The sequence below is a fragment of the Brevibacterium ravenspurgense genome (assembly GCF_001584615.1).
GTDB classification, from domain to species: domain Bacteria; phylum Actinomycetota; class Actinomycetes; order Actinomycetales; family Brevibacteriaceae; genus Brevibacterium; species Brevibacterium ravenspurgense.
Genome location: NZ_LQQC01000010.1, coordinates 659,446 through 680,271, shown reverse-complemented (window position 1 = coordinate 680,271; position 20,826 = coordinate 659,446). Strand labels below are relative to the sequence as shown.

Genomic DNA, 20,826 nt, shown 5'->3' with positions numbered 1-20,826 from the left:
GCGCAAGTCTGGCCCAGCCGCCGAGCGCACTCAGCCGCGCAGGATGCCCGGCACCAAAAAGCCGACCGCGTCCAGCAGGAAGTGCGCACCGACGAACGGCATCACCCTCCGCCGGCGCATGTACAGCCAGCCGAAGATCAGCCCCATGAGCACATTGCCAACAAAGGGGCCGAACCCCTGATACAGGTGGTAGCTTCCGCGGAAAACCGCCAGCCCCACGATGATCGCCCACGGCGACCAGCGCAGTCTTTCCAGCCGATCCCAGAAGAACCCCAGCAGAAGCACTTCTTCCAGCACACCGTTCTTCACCGCCTGCAGCAGCAGAACCGGCACGGTCCACCACGCGGCGTTTAAGTTGTTCGTCGAAATCTGCGCAGTCACACCGAGCGCTCGCCCAGCGGCATAAACAACGAGCGTTCCCGCTCCGATCAGCACAAACAGCCCAACGGCACGCCAGGCATCACCCCAAGCGGCACGCCGAGCTCCATCGCGCAAAACACCATCAGACGCAGTGCCGCCACCACGAGCATCGCATCCCGCATCCGGGCCGGCACCGCGCCCCGCACCACGACCAACACCGCGCCCCAGTCCCAGCCGCTCGAGCACGGAACCCTGCCCGTCAAGCCACATGAGGTACAGCGCGAGCGCCACCGGCACGAGCGTGAACCCGATACCCAGCAGCTGGTACACCAGGTCAAAAACTTCCCGCGTGGACTGGCTGTGGTTGAGCCCCGCAGTGCTGTCTTTCAGCGGTGCGCGCGTGAGCATGTCCGCCAGCCGCACGACGGCGTACACCGCCGACTGCCCCAGCGAAACTCCCGCGACCAGCAGCACTTCCGCCCGCCACCGGGCGGGGCTTGTCAACCTGCCCGGGTACGAGGCGCCGCTCACCTCACCGCTGATCATCGCCTCCGGTTTCGGGTTTGGCTGCCGGCATGGGCTGGGTCGGGCGGTCATCGTTCGCCGGCCCAGAAGCCCCCGCCGCCTGACCAGCGGCAACGCCCACCACCTGGCTATCGGCACCCACCGACTGACCATCGGCACCCGCCTGAGCCTCAGCCTGAGCCTCAGCCTCACCCGTAGCCTCCGCCTCGGCCTTGTCGATGACAGCGGCACGCGCACCGTCCTTGACGGCCCGCTTCTCAGCGCGACGCTCCTTGAAGCCCTCAAGCAGTTCGTACAGCACCGGCACCAGGATGAGTGTGAGCATTGTCGAGGACACGAGACCGCCGATGACGGCCAGAGCCAGCGGTTTAGATACAAACACGCCGCCACCGGTGAGTCCCATGGCCATGGGCGTGAGCGCGAAGATCGTCGCCAGCGCCGTCATGATGATCGGGCGATAGCGCAGGCGCGCCCCGTGGAACACAGCGGTTTTGAGGTCCGCCCCGTGTGCGCGGAAGCGATTGATCAGGTCGATGAGCACAATCGCGTTCGTCACCACAATGCCGATCAGCATGAGCATGCCGATCATGGCCGTCAGCCCCATGGGCGTGTTCGTGATGAGCAGCGCGAGGATCGAACCGGTCGCGGCAAACGGGATGGACACCAGCAGAATGAACGGCTGCAGCAGCGAACGGAATGTGGCCACCAGGATGATGAACACGATGAGGATCGCCGCGAGCATCGCCAGGCCCAGCTGCTTGAAGGCGTCTTCCTGTTCGGCGGACACGCCCCCGGTGTCCTGGCTGACGCCCGGCTCCAACTGCGTGTCGTCGACGGCCTTTTGCACCGCGGCGGACACCGCTCCGAGGTCATCGCCGTCGGGAGTAGCTGAGACCGTCACCGAGCGCAGGCCGTCGGAGTGGCTGATGACCGGGGCGGTCTTCTCCTGCGTGATGTTGGCGATCTCGCTGAGTTTGATCGTCTTCTCCTGCGGCTGCGGAGGCTCCGGAACCTCCGGCATCTGAGGCATTTCGGGCATCTGAGGCTGCTGCGGCATCTGCCCGTCAGGCATCTGCCCGCCGTCACCGGGTGCCTGCCCTCCGTCACCGGGCGCCTGCGGCTGCTGGCCGCCTTCCTGCCCAGGTTCACGAGGTGCCTGTTGCTGACCGCCTTCTCCTCCCTCATCGCCGGGGTTCGGCTGCTGCGGCTGGTCTGTCGAACCGGGATTGGAGCCCAGACCCGGGCCGTCTGAGGGTTTCGAGGCAGGCTCGGCTACTCGCCCACCGCCCATCGGGCGACCAGCGCCACCAGCACCTCCTGCGCCACCGGCAGCACCGGCACCTCCCGTGACTGGCGATCCGTCGGGCATGACCATAACGGTCAGTTCAATGTCTTCGAGATCGCTGATGGTCTCCGCGTTGCCGTCGAACAGGTAGACGCTGTTGGTGACGTCGTCGAGGACCACCTGGCCGATGATCTGCCCGTTGATTGCACGGGTGACGATCTGGCCCAGCTGCGCTTCAGACAGACCGTATTCGGCTGCCTTTTTGCGCTTCACGTCGACGTGGATGACATCGCCGACAGCGCGCAGGCTGTTGTCGACCTTCTTCACGCCGTCGGTCTTCTCAAGCTTCTTTGTGAGCTTTTCGGCGGACTTCTTCAGCGCTTCTGTGTCGTTTGCCGTCAGCGTGATGTCGATTGTCGATCCACCGGGACCGGAGTTGTCCATGACTTCGAAGCTGCCGGACTTGTCCGGGTCCATGTCCTTGAACTTCTCAGTCAGGCGCTGTGAGACCTCGTCAGCGCTTGCCCCTTCGGACAGGTTGATGAGGTAGGTGCCGTTGAGTCGGCCGGAACCGGAAGCCCCGCCCATGTCGAACTCGCTTGAGCCGACCGTGAAGCTCAGATCCTCTACACCTTCCGTGGCGAGGATGTCCTTTTCAACCGGCTCGGCAATCTTGCCGGCTTCCTCCAGGCCAACACCCGCGGGGAACTTCTGGCTGGCGTTGAGCGTGTCCGAGCCCATGTCGCCCAGGAAGTCGGTCTTGAGAAGCGGCACGAGGCCCAGAGTGAGCACCAGCACCAAGACGCTGGCGACGAGTGTGATCACCGGGTGGCGCACTGTCCAGCCGATGACCGGCGTGTAGGTCTTCTGCAGTCGGGTGACAGGTGATCGCAGCCCCTCTAGCTCGTCGATCTCGCTTTCGGCATCAGGTGAAACAGCATCAGCCGACTCCGCCTCGGCTTCCGGAGTTGCCGACGAGGTGGAGGTCACCCGGGCAGCCGGCGCCACCTCGGCGGTCTCAGCAGCGGCGGCCCCCTTCTTGCCAGCACGGCGGCGCTCCTTGCGCTCAGCTTTCAGGCCGCGCAGCCCCTCCTTGCGGCGGGCCGCGATTTCCTTCTTCTGGGCGCGGTTAAGGCGAACTTTGGATTCGCGCGCGTGCAGGAACCAGAATGCCAGAACCGGCACGATCGTCAGCGCCACCAGCAACGATGCCAGCAGGGCGATCGAGGTGGTCAGAGCGAAGGGACGGAACAGCTCGCCCGTCTGGCCGGATACGAAGACCAGCGGCAGGAACACCGCCACCGTCGTCAGTGTGGAAGCGGTGATGGCTCCGGCGACTTCGCCCACGGCGGCGAGGATGTTGCTGAACTTGGTGCCGCCCATCGTGTGGCGCCGGCGAATGGCCTCAATGACGACGATCGAGTCATCGACAACGCGACCAATCGAGATGGTCAGCGCTGAGAGCGTGAGCATGTTGAGGGAATAGCCCGTCTGCCACAGACCGATCATTGTCAGCAGCAGCGACAGCGGAATCGAGATCGCCGTGATGATGGTCGCCCGCACGCTCAGCAGGAACACCAGGATGACCAGCACCGCAAACACCAGGCCGAGCACACCCTCGTGGACGAGGTCGTCAATCGACTGCTGAATGAACGGGGCCTGGTCGAACACCGTGGTGAATTCGGGGTTGCCGCGCACCTTGTCCTGCAGTTTCGGCAGGGCGTCGTGCACGGCGTTTGCAACATCGACAGTGTTCGCGTCAGGGGTCTTCGTCACCGCCAGGGTGAGCGACTCTTTGCCGTTGGTGCGCGAAATGCTTTCAACCGGTGCGGGCACCTGCTTGATTTCAGCGACCTCGGACAGTTTGAGGGGGCCGTCCTTGCCCGTGACCTGTAGGTCGCGGATCTGGTCGAGGTTCGTGATGCGCACGCCGACTTCGACCGGTGCGTCCCCGTTGTCGCCTTCGATTTCACCGGCCGAGGCGGCAACGCCGTTGGCCTGCAGGACGCCGGCGATTTCATCGACGCTGACACCCTTGTCTTTGACTTTCTCCTGGTCAACCGTGATGTTGACCTGTTTGACGTCAGCGCCGGACACCGCGGCTGCGCGCACTCCGGCCAGCTTCTTCAGTTCGGGGACGACAACCGAATTGAGGTCATCGGCCAGTTTTTCTTTGTCACCGTCAGAAGCGACTGAAATGACGACGACGGGGAACTCATCAAGAGCACCGCTGAACACTACGGGGTCGACCTCGTCGGGCAGCTGTTCTTTGACCTTGGCAATCGCGCCTTCAAGTTCGCGGACGATGTCATCTGACGAGGTCCCGTAGGCGACTTCGGCCGTCACTTCGGACGAACCGGATGACGAGGTGGAGCTGACTGATTCGACTGATTCGGAACCGCTGATCGCGCTTTCGATGATGTCGGTGACTTCGCTCTCCACTGCTTCGGGTGAAGCACCCGGGTATTGGGCGGAGATGACAGCCTGCGGCAGTTCGAAGGCGGGGAAGAGCTCCCGCTTCAGCTGGGCTGTGGCGATGAAGCCGAACATCACCGCAACCACGGTGATCAGTCCGATGAGGGCGCGGTTCTTCAGGCTCAGGCGAGTCAGTGTTTTCACGCGGCCATCCTATTCGACGGCCCCTGCGAACACCCTGAGGTCAACCCCCGGTCCGCATCGGGACAACCGCACTCTTCGGGTGAGGAAAACCTCCGCAAGAATTTGGCCGCACCCGCAAGTTAAGCTACCTTAATTTCATGGCAAACAGGGCCCTTTCCCGCGGCGGCGCACACGACAGCGGCGCACGCGGCGATACTCGCCACCAGCACGTTCACCGCAAGCGCCTGGTGTGGCTTTTGGGTCCGGCCTTTGTTGCGGCAATCGCCTATGTCGATCCCGGCAATGTCGCCGCGAACCTCAGCGCGGGTGCCGAGTACGGCTACCTGCTGGTGTGGGTTCTCATTGCCGCCAATCTCACCGCCATGATCGTGCAGTACCTGTCGGCCAAGCTCGGCCTGGTCACTGGCGAAAGCCTGCCGAGCATACTGGGCGCGCGGCTGAGGAAACCTGCCCGACGAGCCTTCTGGCTGCAGGCGGAGCTCGTCGCCGCAGCAACTGACCTCGCCGAGGTCGTCGGCGGCGCGGTGGCCCTGTACATCCTGTTCGACATCCCCCTGGTGTGGGGCGGAATGATCATCGGCGCGGTCTCAATGCTCTTGCTGGCAACCGCCGACCGGGCCGGTCAGCGGTGGTTCGAAGCACTGGTGACCGCCCTGCTGGTGATCATCACGATCGGCTTCACGGCCGGCCTGCTCATCAGCGACCTCGACCCCGCCGGCATGGCCCAGGGCATGATTCCCCGCTTTGAGGACACGCGCTCACTCATGCTGGCCGCTGCAATTCTGGGTGCGACCGTCATGCCGCACGCCATCTACCTGCACTCGGACCTCATCCGCGATCGCTTCGGCACCGGCATTCCCGAACGCACTGTTGCCCGTCTGCTCAAGGCCAGCCGGTGGGACGTGTTCCTGTCGCTCATCCTGGCAGGCGGCGTCAACCTCGCCATGCTGCTCCTGGCGGCGGCTGCCCTGCCGGGCGTTGAGGGCACGGAGACCATTGAGGGCGCGCACGCGGCCATCACAGAGGCCATGGGCCCGTTCATCGGCGTGCTCTTCGGCATCGGCCTGTTGGCTTCCGGCCTGGCTTCAACTTCGGTGGGCTCCTATGCGGGCGCATCGATCATGAAGGGCCTGCTGCACGTGCAGATCCCCCTGCTGTGGCGCAGGCTCACCACCCTCATTCCGGCGCTTGTCATTCTGGGCCTCGGCATCGATCCGACGTTCGCGCTCGTCGTGTCTCAGGTGCTGCTCTCAATCGGCATTCCCGCGGCTCTCATTCCGCTGGTCATCTACACCGGCCGGCGCAGCATCATGGGTCGGTTCGCCAACCCGCTGCCCCTGCAGGCTGCCGCGTGGGTGACAACAGCCCTCATTGTGGCGCTCAACGCGGTGCTCATTGTGCTGGTCTGCTTGGGCTACGACGTGTAATCACCCTTCGCCGCACCGCCGCTGTGACCGCAGCGGCAGCCCTTTCGGCACATGCACGAATACGCATAGGGTGAAGGTGTGAGCACTGAACTGGAACATCTGTCACCGGTCACCCAGGACTTCCTCAAGGCCATCTGGAGCGCCGAGGAGTGGGGTGGTGGGCCCATCACGACGAAGGCCCTGGCCGAAAGGTTCGGCACATCGTCTGCGAGTGTGACTGACACCGTCAAGCGCCTAGCCGCTGCTGACCTTGTTGCCTACACCCCGTACAAGCCGGTTCGACTGACTGATGTGGGCCGCCGTCACGCGGTGCAGATGGTCCGCAGGCACCGCCTGCTCGAAACCTACTTGGTCAGCATGCTCAATTATTCGTGGACGGAAGTCCATGACGAGGCGGAGCGACTGGAACACGCTGTTTCTGACCTTTTCGTGTCCCGCATCGATGCGCTCATGGGATTCCCCACGGCTGATCCGCACGGCGATCCGATTCCCGATGCTGGGGGCCGCATTTACCACCCTGATCGCGCGGTTCTGCTGGGCGAGGCCACGGCAGAAGGGCTGCACCGGGTGGATCGCGTGGATGACAGCGAAAACGACATTCTTACGCAAGCCGCCAATCACGGATGTGTTCCCGGGGCGCACATTGTTCCCGGCGCGGTGCTGGAAAACGCCCCAAATCTGGCCGAAGCGGTGTGGGTCTCCCCCGTCCAGGAGGGCTGAACCAGCTTCGGTTCTACGCCTCGGCTTTCTTGCGGCCCGGCATGGTTTCCTCGGCGAAGAACCACTGAATACCGGCGAGCACAACAACTGCACCGGCCGCGGCAAAGGCGACCCCGTAGCCGTAGGCGTCGGCCAGCCATCCGGAGACGATCGGCCCGAAGATAGCGCCGACGTCCATGCCCATCTGATAGCGCGACAGCACTTTGCCGCCGGCCCTGTCAGGCCCGATGATGTCAGCGATGACGGCCTGCTGGGGTGCGTTGACGGTGCCCGCACCGATGCCGGCTATGACCGACAAGATCAGGAAGACGGGGAACGACTGCCACAGGCCAACCAGGATCGTGGAGCAGCCGAGCACCAGCAGCCCTGCAATGATGAACGGTTTGCGGCCGTACACATCGGCGGCCCTGCCCAGCGTATTGACTGACAGTGCGGTGCCGGCGGCGAACAGGGCGAGCGCCCAACCTGCGGCGGCGACATCGGCCTGGAGTGCGTAGATCGCAAACAGCGGGTAGATGGCGGTGCGCACACCCATCGCACCCCACCCGTTGGCCATCGCGCCGACAAGCGCGGCCCGATAGGACTTAAAGGCCCACGCTTCACGGAAGCGCATGGGAGGCAGCCGGTCTGGGCGTTCCTTCGCGGTGACCGCTTCAGCAGCCTGCGGTGAAACGGAACCGTCGGCGGCACCATCACTGCCGACCCCAGCGGTCTCGTGTGCGCCCTGCGGTTCCGGGCCCTCCACCTCGTCATTCCGTCCGGTGGTCAGCTTGATGTGCACGACCAGAGCGGCAATGACCAGACCGGTGCCGTAGATGAGGAACGGCACTCGCATGCCCAGGCCGGCCATAAGACCGCCGACGACGGGGCCGGCGATATTGCCCACCAGGAACGCGGTCGCGTACATGCCGGTGGCGCGAGCCCGAGCGTTGTACGGGGCGATCCGCACAATGAGCGCCATGGCTGACACCGTGAACAGGGTCGAGCCGATGCCGCCGAGCGAACGGAAGATCAGCAGCTGTTCGTAGGACTGGGCAAACGCCACGGCAAAGGTCGAAGCGGCGACAATGAGCAGGCCCACAACGTAGATGGGCCTTTCCCCGAACTTGTTGACCAGGCGGCCGCCCGCGGGCGCGGTGAGCAGGCGCAAGAACGCAAAAGAGCTCACCACGATCGTCGTGGCGGTCACGCCCAGGTCAAAGGAGTGGGCGAACTGCGGCAGCACCGGAGCGATGATGCCGAAGCCGATCGCCACGATGAACGCGGCGCTGATGAGCACCCAAATGTCCGCGGGCATCGCTACTTTCGGCCCGCGCCACTTAGCTCTCTTCTTCACAGACGTGAAGACCACCCCTGTTTGGTGTCAAGGAAGACATCCGGGTCGAGCGGCGGCCTGCTGGACGTGGTCAGTCGCTCGTGGAATTCAGGTTCCACGTCTCCCACGTACAGCCAGCCCATCATGAGTTCGCTGTCCTTCAGACCGTGGAAGCGGCGGATGGGTTCGGCGTTGGCGTTCGGGCCGGTGCGCCACATAACGCCCCAGCCGGCCTGCCACAGGGCCAGTTCCAGCAGATGGGCGGCACCGGCGGCGGTGGCGTGCTGTTCCCACTGGGGAACCTTGGGGTGCTCAATGTGGTCGGCAATGACCGCGATGAGCAGTTCGGCGCGAAACGGCTTGGGGTTGATTTCCCCTGCGGGGCGGACGGTTCCGTCGGCTTCGTCAAGTGCCTCTGCAAGGCCCACGCGGTCGTCACCGCGCAGAGTCATCAGCCGCCACGGGCGCAGCGCCTTGTGGTCGGCCACCGGTGTGACGGCGGCCAGCAGGTCGCGCAGCTGCGCATCGGTCGGCGTTTCGGGTCCGACCTTGGACACCGAGCGGCGATTCTTCATGGCGGTGAGGACCGGGTCGGTGAATTCGACGGGGTCGAGGCGGCGGGGTGTTGCCGCTGTTGGTTCTTCTGGGGTTGTCATAGGTTCCATTCGATCACGTGTTGTCAGTACATGTATTCGGCGTACCGGGCTCGCGCCTGCGCCAGCTTGGGGTCGATGACGAACATGCAGTAGCCGTTGCCCGGATTGCGCCCGTAGAAGTTCTGGTGGATGTCTTCGGCCACGTAGAACCGGCTCATGGGCTCCAGGGTGGTGACAATCGACCTGGGGAAAAGCTCTTGCCAGTGTGCGATGGCGTCTTGGAAGTGCTGTTTCTGTTCCGCGTCTTCGTAGAACATGGCCGAACGGTACTGCGTGCCGACATCGTTGCCCTGCCGGTTGAGGCTCGTAGGGTCGTGCCCTGTGAAGAACATGCCGAGGATGACATCTTCCGGCACGACGGCCGGGTCAAACGTCACGCGCACGGCTTCTGCGTGGCCCGACATTCCCGACGCCACCTGTGCGTAGGTGGGATCGGGAATGTCACCGCCGATGTAGCCGGATTCGACGCGGCTGACTCCGCGGGTACGGCTGTAGACGGCTTCCAGGCACCAAAAGCATCCGGCGGCAAGCGTCAGCGTCTTCATATTCGACATAACCTCGCACGCTCCTGGGCTATTCCACCGGCGGCCCTGCGGGGTTTACTGTTCGACTTCGATCTGCGCGTCCTCAGCGACGCTTGCCCACTGTGCGACGGTCAACAGGTCAGGTTCGTCCTCCGGGCTGTAATCGGCGTCAACGTCTTCGAGGTCGACGCCTTCTTCGTCCCAGTCGATGAAGAACATGATTTCCCGCAGCCAGCCGTCTTCGATCATCAGCTCGACCAGGTAGTCGGTGCCGTCCACGCTTACGCGGCCGCGCACGGGGTAGGTGTGCGAACGCGGAACGATCGGGCCCACGTCGTCGTTGCCGTTGTCCACGCTGACGAAGTCCAGTTCGCGGTTCAGCAGGGCATCACCGGTGAGTGCGCCGTCCTCGACGCCCTCATCATCGTCAGTCCACACCGTGAACGAGGCGGTGCGCAACTGCTTCTGGATGTGCTGGGCTGCCTGCGGCAGGGGCGAGATTGCCGGGTCGGCTATCCGCTGCAGAAGGTCAAGGATTTCCGGCGGCAAAGTCACGACTGTCGGTTCGCCGTCGGGCAGGGGGTAGTCCGCGTCTTCGAGAGCATTTTCGACAAGGCGTGCTGCCCGGCTGACAGCGAAGGTTGCTAGGCCCGTAACGAGTGCGGGTGAGGCAACGCCCCAACGGCGAAGGCGGGCATCGAGCCAGTCGTTGGCCTTCACGTTGACCGGCCACAGCGCGGCTGAAGCCACACCGATAACAGGGGCCGCCCACGTGAGGTAGGTGTCGAGCTTGTCGATGCTGATGTCCTCAGCGGTTTCGATTGCCTCGGAGTCGCCGACGGAAAGTGCCCACGCATTGTCTTCGCGGATCTGCTGTACTTCCAAAGCAGCCGCTGCCGTCATGAGGCCACCGAAAACGGCTGCACCAGCCAGACGGCTGCTGCCCACGTGGCGTGGGCGCAGGCCCGCGGCCACGCTGTAGAGGACATCGGCTCCGAGGGTGCGCAGGCTGCTGGCGGGAACAGCGCTCTGCACATGTGGGAGGAAACGCTCGGCAGCTGAATCTGCAGCACCGCGCAGTGAAGAGAAGAATGAGCTCATGAGTTCTCCTGTGGTGTGTGGGGTGGAAGGCTGAATCCGAGCATCTGCGCGGCAGTTGCGGGATCGCCCTGGGTGAGGCCTCGGTTGTCGTCGGCTGTCAATGAGCGGATGTCGGCGCGGTCCAGGTAGAGCGTGCCGTCCAGGTGGTCGAGTTCGTGTTGGATGATGCGTGCCGGCCAGCCGCGGAAATCGCGGCTGTGTGCGTTGCCGTCAGGGTCTTCTGAGCGCAGCCGCACGTGAGCAAACCGCGTTGTCACGGCCTGGTAGCCGCGCACGGACAGGCAGCCTTCGAAGAAGGCGGCGCGTTCATTGCTCAGCGGCTGCCAGCTTGGGTTGACCAGCGGCATGAACGGAAGCGGTGTGCGCTCCCTTTCGCGGGCTTGGTCTTCGGGCAGTCGCACCCGGTCTTCTATGACAGCGATGCGCACGCCGATGCCTATCTGCGGGGCGGCAAGCCCTACGCCGGGGGCCGCGTGCATGGTGGCCCGCATAACTTCGAGCAGACCGAAAAGCTGTTCGTCTGACAGCTGTCCGGTGTAGGCGGCTGCCGGGCGGCGCAGCACGGGGTCGCCGGCTTGGACGATGGGTGCCACGCCATTGTTGTCCTGTGCTGTGCGCAGAACAGCATCAACCTGCTCGACAATCGGGTTCATAAGCACAATTGTGCCCCATCCCGCTGACAGAGGATGGGGCACAAAGGTGCGGGGCTTAGGCGCGCGAGCGGATGCGGCGGGCCTGACGCAGCAGAGGTTCGTCGATCATCTGCCCTTCGTACTGGAAGACTCCGTTGGAGGTTTCGGCTTTTTTCAGCACGCCAAGCGCCCAGTGGATCTGCTCGGCTGTCGGCGCGAACGCTGTGCGCACCACCTCGATGTGGTTGGGGTGGATGGACACTTTGCCGTCGAAGCCGGATTCCACGGCGTCTTCGGCTTCGGCACGCAGACCTTCAAGGTTCGGGATGTCCGCCCAGATCGAGTCAAGTGCGTACTTGCCGTTGGCTTTTGCCGCCAGAAGCATGTTGGCGCGCGCCACGCGGGCGAAGTCGCGATAGGTGCCGTCAGCTTTGCGGGAGGATCCGCCGCCGAGATCAGCGGTGAGGTCTTCGGCACCCCACATAAGGGTTGTCACGTTCGGCGATGCGGCGATCTCGCCGACATTGAGAACACCCTTTGCGGTTTCGATCAGCGCAATCACCTTGAGTCCGGCAAGCTTTTCGGTGTCCTCAGCGCTTTCTACCTTGGGCAACATGCAACTGTAGCGGCCGGACAGTTCGCCGATGAACTTGCGGTCTTCGGCAAAGGACGGCGAGCCGGCGGGGTTGACGCGGATGACGGTCCGCTCCGGGCTCAGAGCATCAGGGCCGTTCTGAAAGTTGAGGAAGGCACGGCGGGCGGCTGCTTTGTCATCGGGTGCCACAGCGTCTTCGAAGTCGACGATGACGATGTCGGAGCGCTCGGCGGCTTTCGTGTAGCGGTCCGGGCGGTCGCCGGGAACAAAAAGCCAGGCGGGTTTCATGGTCGGCATGGTTGTCTCCTCAGTATGGGCGGGTCACTCGGCGGCGTCGCTGCCTGCCGTGTTGGCGTTCGGGTCGGAAGTGAACATGAGCGTCTGCCTTACGGCTCGGGCAACGACCGTGCCGTCTTGGTTGCGGCCGATGTGTTCGAGTGTGACGATGCCCTGTCCAGGCCTGGACTTGGAGTTCCGCTTGTCCAGGATCTTCGTTTCGGCGTACAGGGTGTCACCGTGGAACACCGGGTGGGGGAACGAAACTTCGGAGAATCCCAGGTTGCCGACGATGGTGCCCTGGGTCAGCTGGGACACGGACAGGCCCACGAGGGTGGCGAGTGTGAACATGGAATTCACCAGGCGCTGGCCGAAGGGCTGCTGCTCAGACCACGCGGCGTCCAGATGGAGGGCCTGCGTGTTCATGGTCACGGCTGTGAACCACGTGTTGTCCGCTTCTGTCATGGTGCGACCGGGGGCGTGCTTGTACACCGCACCGACTTCCATTTCGTCAAGGTACAGCCCACGCTGCTGGATGACGGGCCCGTTTTCTTCACTCACGATTCTGTGCTCCTTTGCATGAGAACTGCCCTCAATCTATCGCGTCCGGTGTGACTGGCGTTACTGCAGTGCTGATGTCAGGCGGAACAGGGACTCCAGGTAGCGGCGGAACAGGCCCCTCTCCCGCCATTCATCCAAGGTGAGTTCCGTGCACCTGGCCCGATATTCCTCGACGACATCAGAAATGCCGGACACGAAATCGCCCTCAGCGCACATGAGGCTGATTTCGTAGTTGAGGCTGAAGGAGCGCATATCCATGTTGGATGATCCGAAGACGGCGTAGTCGTCGTCGATGATGAAGCACTTGGTGTGAAGAATCTGCGGTTTGGGCAGACGGTAGATGCGCACACCGGCTTCCAGTAGGTTGTCGTAGTAGGACGACTGGGCGTACTCGACCATGAACTGGTCAGCTTTTTCGCTGACGAACAGTTCGACTTCGACCCCGCGGTGGGCGGCGGTGATGATGGCAGCTTTGATCGTTTCGTCCGGTACGAAGTAGGGGCTGACAATCGACAGCCGCTTTTCGGCGAGGTACATCAGCGATGTGAAGCAGCGCAGGTTCGGTTCCGTTTTGAAGCCCGGTCCCGATGGAACCAGCTGGACGACCGCATCTTTGCCTTCGAACTCCGGCACCGGCCGTCCGTCGAAGTCGTAGGGCCGGATGTCGATGACCTCTTCGCGTTCGGAGTACCAGTCGGTTGCGAATACAGCTTCGAGTTCGGCGACGACCTCGCCGGACATTTTGACCCACAGGTCGTTCCAGTGGCGGCCCGCCTCGCGGTTCTTCTGGGATCCGTAGGCGGATTCGATGAGGTTCTGGGAGCCCATGAAGCCCACCCGCCCGTCGATCACGACGAGTTTGCGGTGGTTGCGCAGGTCAATGCGGCGCATTTTGCCCTGCAGCGGCAGGAAGGGAAGCATAAGCTCCCAGTCAATGCCCACACTGTCGAACCACTTCTGCATGTCACGGAAGCCGTCGTATTTGCGCGAGCCGATGTGATCCAGCAGAACGCGGACGTTGACACCGCGCTGCGCAGCTCGACCGAGGGCCTGGAAGAACGGCTCGGTGTAGGCGTCGCGCGACATGATGTAGATCTCAACGTGCACATAGGATTCGGCGGCGTCGATGGCGTCTGCCATGTCATGAAAGACCTGGCGGTAGTCGGTGGACATGCTCAGTTTGCGGGCATCAACCATCGGCAGGCCTGTCAGATGGCGGTTGAGCTGGACAATCTGCGCGAAGTCTCTGGCGGGTTCGTAGCCTTCGGGCCAGTCGGGAACGTCTTTTGTTCCCTTCTCCAGGAGCTGGTTGACTTCAGCTTGAATGCGCTGTCGGCGGTCGTTGACGTAGGGACTGCCGAACATGATGAACAGCGGCACGCCGATCAGCGGGATGAACAGGATGGCCATGAGCCACCCCATTGAGGCGCCCGGCCGGCGGTTTTCCGGCACCACGCCCACAGCGATGATCTTGATCGTGTAGGACACCACGAGCCAGATCACCCACATGACCGTCCAGAAGCTCATCGTCCCTGCCTTTCACACAAAATTTACAGTTCAAACACTAAGGGACGGCGCGGTGACCGCGCCGTCCCAGGTGTGTGCTGCAGCGATCAGCCGCCGAGCGGAGCGAGCTCGAGACCGGCGAGCATCCAGCCAAGGACCGGGGTGGACTGCAGGCCGATGAGCAGACACAGGAACAGGACGAGCACCACGGACCAGCCGATGACCTTGCGGAAGATGACCGACTCCTGGCCGGGCATGTTCGCCGCGGTAGCCGCAATCGCGAGGTTCTGGGGGCTGATGAGCTTGCCGACCACACCACCGGAGGTGTTTGCGGCGACCGTGAGTTCGGGGTGCACGTTGAGTTCGACGGCGGCGGTCTGCTGCAGTTTGGCGAACAGCGCGTTGGCCGATGTGTCCGAACCTGTGACGGCGGTTCCGATCCAGCCCAGCAGCGGGGACAGGAAGGCGTAGGCCGCGCCCGTTCCGGCCAACCACACACCGATCGAGATGGTCTGTCCGGAGAAGTTCATGACGTAGGCCAGCGACAGCACCAGCACAATCGTCAGGCCGGCCCAGCGCATGCGGTAGAACGTGTTGCCCAGCTCTTTGGCTGCCGCATCCAGGGGTGACGGGAATTTCCCGCCGGAGGTGCAGAAGCTGTAGACGATCGCGACGATGATGCCGGTGATCAGCAGCAGCGAACCGGGCGAGGACAGCCAGGAGAGGGTGAACACGGTGGAGTCGCGGACCGCGCCGGTTTCGTCGACGAGAGCTTCGTGGATGACAGGCCAGGGAATTTTGACGTCGGTCGATGCGAGGAACGCGGTGACCGGCGGCACGAGCTTGGCGATGCCGAACACAACGATGAGAGCAAGGTAAGGGAACAGCGCTAAGAAGGTGCGTTCGCCGCTGATCTTTTCGGCCTTCGGCGGTTCCGCCACGCCCAGGCGCTCACGAGCTTCAACCGAACCGCGGGGTTCGTAGATCTTCATGAACAGGATCGTTCCGCCCAGACCGCCGAGTGCTGCGACGATGTCGGTCAGTTCGTAGCTGAAGAAGTTCGACGACAGGAACTGGAACACGGCGAAGGTGACGCCGGTGACGAGGGCAATCGGCCACAGATCTTTTACACCGCGGCGGCCGTCGATGATGAACAGCAGAATCAGCGGAACGACGAGAGCCAGGATGGGTGACTGGCGGCCGATGATCGCACCGATGACGTTGGGGTCGATGTTGGTGAGCTTGCCCGCGGTGGTGATGGGTGTGCCGATGGCGCCATAGGCGACGGGTGCGGTGTTGGCTACGAGGACCGCGGCGGCTGCGCGCAGTGGTTTGATGCCGAGTGCCATGACCATGGTGGCGGTGATGGCGACAGGTGCGCCGAAGCCGGCGAGCGCTTCAAGGAGACCGCCGAAGCAGAAGGCGATGAGGAGTGCCTGCACGCGGATGTCGCCGTGGCCCACGCGGTCGAAGATGTTGCGCAGATCTTCAAAGCGACCGTTGATGACGGTCAGCTGGTAGAGCCAGATGGCGAAGATGACGATGAGAGCAATCGGCATGATGCCGAACGCAGCACCCTGCAGTGCGGACATCAGTGCGTAGCCGACTGGCATTTTGAAGCCTGCAACAGCCACCACGATCGCTGTGATCAGGGCGATAAGGCCCGAAACGTGAGCCGAGCGCTTGAGAACGACCAGCGCTGCGAAGAACACCAGCAGCGGGATGAGTCCCACGAGTGCCGATGCAGTAACTGAACCCGCGACGGCGTCAACGGCGGGTGTGTACTTCTCCATATTGTCTTCTTAACTGTCAGGGTGCACGCCGTGTTGGCGTGGCACTGGCGGAATGTTGGGAAACACGCATCCGCGGTGCTGCGACCGTGAGTCGAATTGTCCCAAGCCTGCGGCAGTGTTTCTTCCGCAGAGTTCAAGCATATTGTGAAACAACTCACGCCTGAACACCAGGTCAACATCAGGTGTGTCCGCGGCATCGAGACTCTGCTGTCAGAGCACTTCGGCAACCGCTCTTCGCAGGACCTCAACCAGGTGGGGATGAGCCCCGGCATGTGGTGGAGCCGCGTGGGACGCGTCCGTGTTCCCCACGCAGGTGGAGATGAGCCCTCAGCAGTCGCCGCTTCCGCGAGAGACCTGACGTGTTCCCCACGCAGGTGGGGATGAGCCCTGTCCAACCGGTATACATGCATTACAGCCAGCCGTTTAACGTGTTGGGGTGGCCGGCCGTTGTGGTTCCGTGGCACACCACCGACAGTGCCGGGTACCCACAGTCGATCCAGATTGTGGCGCACCCGGCTAAGGACGCTGAACTGCTCGCGTTCGCGACGGAGTTTGCGGGATCAGTGAAGTCACGGACTGAGTGAGCCCGCCCGCCAGCTCAGTTAGCTGTACTAACCGGGGACGTTGGTTGAGTTTGTGTGTTGCGGTGGCATAGGGAAGACCTCTGGTGTGGAATGAAGGTGCTCTAATCCGCTCACTCGACACAAGAGGTCTTCTTGATGGTCCACTCTAATGCAGCGTTGACTCCTCGTCATCGTTTGAAAGTTGCCAAGCTCGTTGTTGAACACGGCGTGCCGATTGCTGAAGTAGCTGCTCGTTTTCAGTGTTCGTGGCCAACGGTCAAACGGTGGGTTGAACGCTATCGCAATGGTGAAGGCATGCAGGATCGTTCTTCCCGACCCCGCACAAGCCCGAATAAGACCACGTCTAAGGTGGTCAAACGCATCGTGTCGCTGCGGTTGCGTAAACGCATCGGACCTGCGCAGTTGGCTGTTCTGTGCGGTGTGGCGCCGTCAACAGCGCATCAGGTGCTTACACGCTGCCGGCTGAACCGGCTGTCGTATCTTGACCGTGCCACCGGTGAGGTCGTGCGTCGTTATGAACATGATCAGCCGGGGGACTTACTCCATGTGGATGTGACGAAGTTCGGCAAGATCCCCGATGGTGGTGGGTGGCGGTTTGTCGGCAAGGCTCAGGGTTTCCTCAACCGGGCAAAGACAGAAGGCAAGCCACAGGATCGGTCCAGACACTCCGCGTTGGGATACTGCTTTGTCCACACCGTGGTCGATGACCATTCCCGGGTGGCGTACGCAGAGATCCACGATGATGAAAAGGCCGTCACCGCAGCAGGGGTGTTGCGCCGGGCGACTGCATGGTTCGCAGACCGCAATGTTCACGTCAAGAGAGTCATCAGTGATAACGGGTCGTGTTACCGATCAACACTGTGGCAGCAAACGTGTGCTGAGCTGGGCATCACGCCGAAATGGACACGACCCTACCGACCGCAGACGAACGGCAAGATCGAACGCTTTCACCGAACGCTCACAGATGGGTGGGCTTATGCCAGGTGCTACCAATCAGAAAACGAACGCAACGACGCACTTGGCAAATGGCTCCACGACTATAATCACCACCGACCCCATTCCGCATGCGGAGGCCAGCCACCAATCACACGATTAACTAACCTCCCCGATCAGTACACCTAGCCAGCCAAATGAACAGGGGTGCCCCCAGAAGAGGCGTGATGATGCCGACCGCAATCTCACTGGGTCGGCCGACAACGCGCCCGAGGGTGTCTGCTGCGGTGAGAATGACGGCACCTCCCAGGAACGAGGCTGGAATGAGAAGCTTGTGGTCCGTACCCAGAAGCAGGCGCAGGGTGTGGGGAACGATGAGCCCGATGAATCCGATCGGCCCTGCGACCGCAACAGCGGTTCCGCACAAGATCACCGCACCGACGACGGCAAGCAGTCGGGTTCTGCCCGCCGGTACGCCCAAGCCAGCCGCCGCTTCATCACCCAAAGCCAGAGCGTTCAGTCCGGAAGCGGACAGCCACACGATGACAGCGCCGGTTACGAGCAGGGGAGCGGCAGCGGCAAGAGTCGACCACTCGGCACCTCCCACAGAGCCGATCTGCCAGAAGCGAAACCGGTCCATGACGTCCTCGCGCGGAAGTATGACTGCGCTGGTCAGACTCGACAGGGCCGCGGCGGTCGCGGCACCTGACAAGGCGAGCTTCAGAGGAGTAGCACCGCCTCGCCCCAGAGACCCGACGGCGTAGACAAAGGCAGACGCGGCAAACGCTCCGACAACGGCGACGACCATTGTCGGAGCGGGACGCGACAGCCCGGTGAACGCCATAGAAGCTGATACCGCCAGCGCGGCGCCCGCAAGAATCCCGAAGATACCGGGGTCGGCAAGTGGATTGCGGGTAACGGCCTGCAGCGTGGTTCCCGCCGCGGCAAGGGCCGCGCCGACGCTCATGGCCAGCGCGGTGCGCGGAATCCTGCCCGCCGCGGCTGCCTCACCGGCAGTTGAAGTGCTGCCGGTCAGTGCGCCGAGTGCGTCAGAAGCCGTCATGCTTCGCACTCCGAACATCAATGAGCACACCGCGGCAGCGGCGACAAGGACAACAAGCAGGGCAATCGCCGTTGCCGACTTGACGCCGCCTGTCGACGAAGCAGGCGCACTGAGCGGCTTCGCGTCAGGCCTTGAGGGCTTCATCCAGCTGCTCGAAGTAGCGGTCAATGCCCCACGGAATTGACAGCGGCGACGGGTTCGCGGCTGCTCCCAGAGGTCCGTTCTCGAGGAACGCAACACGGCCGTCGGCGATTGCGGGAATCTTCGACAGGAGCGGATCGGACTGCATGCTCTTCAACTGCTTTTCGTCGTCTTCCTTGCTGCCTGACGAGTACGACACAACGAGGTCGGCGTCCTTGAACACCTCGGGCTTCTCCGCTGACACCTCGAGCCAGAACGCATCGCTCTTCTCAGATTCGCTCTTGACGTAGTCCGGTGCGGCAAAGCCGTGTTCGGCCAAAAAGCCCATGCGGGGATCTTTTGTTGAGAAGAAGCCGACCTTAGATGAATCCTCGGTACCGCTGAACGACGTGAACAGCACCTTCTTGCCCTTCAGGTCTGGATGCTTCTCGAGAGCGTCGGCAACCTTCTTTTCAGCGTCCTGAACAAGCTTTTCGCCATCGGCCTTTCGGCCAAGCGCTGTGGCGTTCATCTCCGTCATGTCTTTCATCGACGTTCCCCAGGGAATGTCGGGGTAGGCCACAACCCGTGCGATCTTGCTGAGGGTTTCGTAGTCTTCCTTCGTCAGCCCGGAGTAGGACGCGAGGATGACATCCGGCTTCGTGTTGGCAACTTCCTCAAACGGGATGCCGTCGGTCTCATCGAAGAGGACCGGCGTTTCTCCGCCAAGCTCAGAGAGCTTTTCTTCGTCCCACGGCATGATGCCGTTGCCATCGTCATCGCCCCACGTGGCCTTCGACATTCCGACCGGCACAATTCCAAGGGCCAACGGAACTTCGTGGTTAGCCCAGCCGACCGTCGCCACTCGCTGGGGGTTCTTCTCGACTGTGGTCTTGCCGAATGCGTGCTCGACCGTGACCGGGAATTCGTCAGTGGCCGCAGTGGCCTGCGTTTGGCTGCTGCTGCCGGACTGCTCTGTGCCGCAGGCTGCGAGGGTGAATGCGAGTGAGCCGGCGATTGCCGCTGCTGCCAGGGCTCGCCCGGCACGAGCGATGGGGAAAGGAGACACAGGATTCCTCTGTTGCGATCTGGATTAAAGAGACGAAACATTAGGTTAGGTTAGCCTTATCCAATAACGCAAAAGAATCATGCTGAATGCCTTGCTCGGCGGGTCTGGCTGTATCGAAGATCTTTTTCTCGGCGCCCAAAGTTGGGGCCCAGCAAGAGGAAGGCCTCGTCAGAAAACTGGAGTTCCAGTTCCCTGACGAGGCCTGAAGAAGGGCGAATCAGCTGAACACGACGGTGCGGGTCCCATCCATCAGCACGCGGTGCTCGGCATGCCAGCGCACCGCCTGGGCCAGCGTCCGGCCCTCAACATTGCGCCCGATTGCAATGAGCTCATCCGGTGACTTCGTGTGGTCGACCCGTACGACGTTCTGCTCGATGATCGGCCCCTCATCGAGGTCAGCCGTCACGTAGTGAGCCGTGGCGCCGATGAGCTTCACGCCGCGACTGTGCGCCTGGTGGTAGGGGCGAGCGCCCTTGAAAGCCGGTAGGAACGAGTGGTGGATGTTGATGGCCCGCCCCGCCAGCTTTTCAGCCAGTTCGTCCGACAGGATCTGCATGTAGCGGGCAAGCACCACCAGTTCGATGTCGTGTTCCTCGATGAGCTCCAGCAGTCGGGCTTCTGCTTCGGTTTTCGTGTCCTTGGTGATCGGGACGTGCTCGTAGTCCACGCCGTAGAAGTCTGCGTGCTTCTTCAGGTCCATGTGATTGGACACGACCAGCGGCACATCGATGTTGAGCTGGCCCAGGTGATGGTCGAACAGCACCTCGTTGAGGGTCCGCGGATCTTTTGAGCCCATGATGAGGGTGCGCACCCTGTCGGCACTGCGGTGCAGGCCCAGCTCCATGGTGAAGCGTTCCTTGACAGGCGCCATTGCGGCTTCCAGTTGTTCGCGGTCGCACGGTGCATCAACCTCGATGCGCAAGAAGAACGTCCCGGAGTCCGGCGAGGTGAACTGCTGGGATTCGACGATGTTCCCACCGAGGCGGACGAGGACTTCCGTGACGGCGTGGACGATGCCCGGCGCGTCTGCGCAGGCGACGGTGATGATGAAGCGCTCCATGGCTCTCACTTTGTTTGGTGAAATCGGCTGGAGCTATTGAACCAGTACCGGCATTGCATCAGGTCAGCGCCCCTGTTTGGGTGCTTCCCGAAGGTGGCGGTC

17 protein-coding genes are annotated in these 20,826 nt (G+C 62.7%); 3 read left to right on the top strand and 14 right to left on the bottom strand.

Annotated features, from left to right (window positions below; all coding sequences use genetic code 11):
- Window positions 1-30: 30 nt before the first annotated feature.
- Together Bravens_RS07635 and Bravens_RS07630 are read right to left on the bottom strand one after the other, a co-directional pair.
- Window positions 31-906 carry a CPBP family intramembrane glutamic endopeptidase gene (locus tag Bravens_RS07635; RefSeq protein ID WP_062021983.1) on the bottom strand — a complete coding sequence of 292 codons (876 nt, stop codon included), beginning with the start codon at window positions 904-906 and terminating at the stop codon, window positions 31-33.
- On the bottom strand, window positions 893-4,789 hold the full coding sequence (locus tag Bravens_RS07630) for an efflux RND transporter permease subunit (protein WP_062021980.1): 3,897 nt from the start codon (window positions 4,787-4,789) through the stop codon (window positions 893-895). The genes Bravens_RS07635 and Bravens_RS07630 overlap by 14 nt, the downstream gene beginning before the upstream one ends.
- Window positions 4,790-4,926: 137 nt before the next feature.
- Between Bravens_RS07630 and Bravens_RS07625 the strand changes: the two genes are divergently transcribed.
- Window positions 4,927-6,216, top strand: coding sequence for an Nramp family divalent metal transporter (locus tag Bravens_RS07625; RefSeq protein WP_082791081.1), 1,290 nt, complete (start codon window positions 4,927-4,929; stop codon window positions 6,214-6,216).
- Window positions 6,217-6,294: 78 nt separating this feature from the next.
- Window positions 6,295-6,936: a metal-dependent transcriptional regulator gene (locus Bravens_RS07620; protein ID WP_062021979.1), complete on the top strand. Its 642-nt coding sequence runs from the start codon at window positions 6,295-6,297 to the stop codon at window positions 6,934-6,936.
- 13 nt (window positions 6,937-6,949) lie between these two features.
- On the opposite strand, the gene Bravens_RS07615 is transcribed toward Bravens_RS07620, so the two are convergent.
- From Bravens_RS07615 to Bravens_RS07575, 9 genes are all read right to left on the bottom strand, one after another.
- Complete coding sequence (locus tag Bravens_RS07615) at window positions 6,950-8,233, bottom strand: MFS transporter (protein ID WP_062021978.1); 1,284 nt, start codon at window positions 8,231-8,233, stop codon at window positions 6,950-6,952.
- Window positions 8,234-8,268: 35 nt separating this feature from the next.
- A complete protein-coding gene (locus Bravens_RS07610) occupies window positions 8,269-8,907 on the bottom strand; it encodes a nitroreductase family protein (protein ID WP_244878136.1) in 639 nt (212 codons plus the stop codon).
- 23 nt (window positions 8,908-8,930) lie between these two features.
- Window positions 8,931-9,452, bottom strand: coding sequence for a peptide-methionine (S)-S-oxide reductase MsrA (gene msrA / locus Bravens_RS07605; protein ID WP_082791080.1), 522 nt, complete (start codon window positions 9,450-9,452; stop codon window positions 8,931-8,933).
- Between the two features lie 54 nt (window positions 9,453-9,506).
- Window positions 9,507-10,532 (bottom strand): hypothetical protein, encoded by a 1,026-nt coding sequence (locus Bravens_RS07600; RefSeq protein WP_062021972.1) that lies wholly within the window; start codon window positions 10,530-10,532, stop codon window positions 9,507-9,509.
- A complete protein-coding gene (locus Bravens_RS07595) occupies window positions 10,529-11,185 on the bottom strand; it encodes a peptide deformylase (protein WP_062021969.1) in 657 nt (218 codons plus the stop codon). The genes Bravens_RS07600 and Bravens_RS07595 overlap by 4 nt, the downstream gene beginning before the upstream one ends.
- A 55-nt stretch (window positions 11,186-11,240) precedes the next feature.
- Window positions 11,241-12,056, bottom strand: coding sequence for an HpcH/HpaI aldolase/citrate lyase family protein (locus Bravens_RS07590; RefSeq protein WP_062021966.1), 816 nt, complete (start codon window positions 12,054-12,056; stop codon window positions 11,241-11,243).
- 24 nt (window positions 12,057-12,080) lie between these two features.
- On the bottom strand, window positions 12,081-12,596 hold the full coding sequence (locus tag Bravens_RS07585; protein ID WP_209435919.1) for a MaoC family dehydratase: 516 nt from the start codon (window positions 12,594-12,596) through the stop codon (window positions 12,081-12,083).
- Between the two features lie 60 nt (window positions 12,597-12,656).
- On the bottom strand, window positions 12,657-14,123 hold the full coding sequence (gene cls / locus Bravens_RS07580; RefSeq protein ID WP_062021963.1) for a cardiolipin synthase: 1,467 nt from the start codon (window positions 14,121-14,123) through the stop codon (window positions 12,657-12,659).
- Between the two features lie 86 nt (window positions 14,124-14,209).
- Window positions 14,210-15,895, bottom strand: a complete 1,686-nt coding sequence (locus Bravens_RS07575) for an L-lactate permease (protein WP_062021960.1) — start codon at window positions 15,893-15,895, stop codon at window positions 14,210-14,212.
- Window positions 15,896-16,614: 719 nt separating this feature from the next.
- Here Bravens_RS07575 and Bravens_RS10445 point away from each other — a divergent pair.
- A complete protein-coding gene (locus tag Bravens_RS10445) occupies window positions 16,615-17,601 on the top strand; it encodes an IS481 family transposase (protein ID WP_082791079.1) in 987 nt (328 codons plus the stop codon).
- Here the strand turns inward: Bravens_RS10445 and Bravens_RS07565 are convergent.
- From Bravens_RS07565 to purU, 3 genes are all read right to left on the bottom strand, one after another.
- Window positions 17,576-18,619, bottom strand: coding sequence for a FecCD family ABC transporter permease (locus Bravens_RS07565; RefSeq protein ID WP_157452721.1), 1,044 nt, complete (start codon window positions 18,617-18,619; stop codon window positions 17,576-17,578). The genes Bravens_RS10445 and Bravens_RS07565 overlap by 26 nt on opposite strands.
- Window positions 18,600-19,664 (bottom strand): iron-siderophore ABC transporter substrate-binding protein, encoded by a 1,065-nt coding sequence (locus tag Bravens_RS07560; protein WP_082791078.1) that lies wholly within the window; start codon window positions 19,662-19,664, stop codon window positions 18,600-18,602. Before Bravens_RS07560 ends, Bravens_RS07565 begins: the two co-directional genes overlap by 20 nt.
- Before the next feature lie 217 nt (window positions 19,665-19,881).
- Window positions 19,882-20,724, bottom strand: a complete 843-nt coding sequence (gene purU / locus Bravens_RS07555) for a formyltetrahydrofolate deformylase (RefSeq protein ID WP_062021953.1) — start codon at window positions 20,722-20,724, stop codon at window positions 19,882-19,884.
- Window positions 20,725-20,826 lie beyond the last annotated feature (102 nt).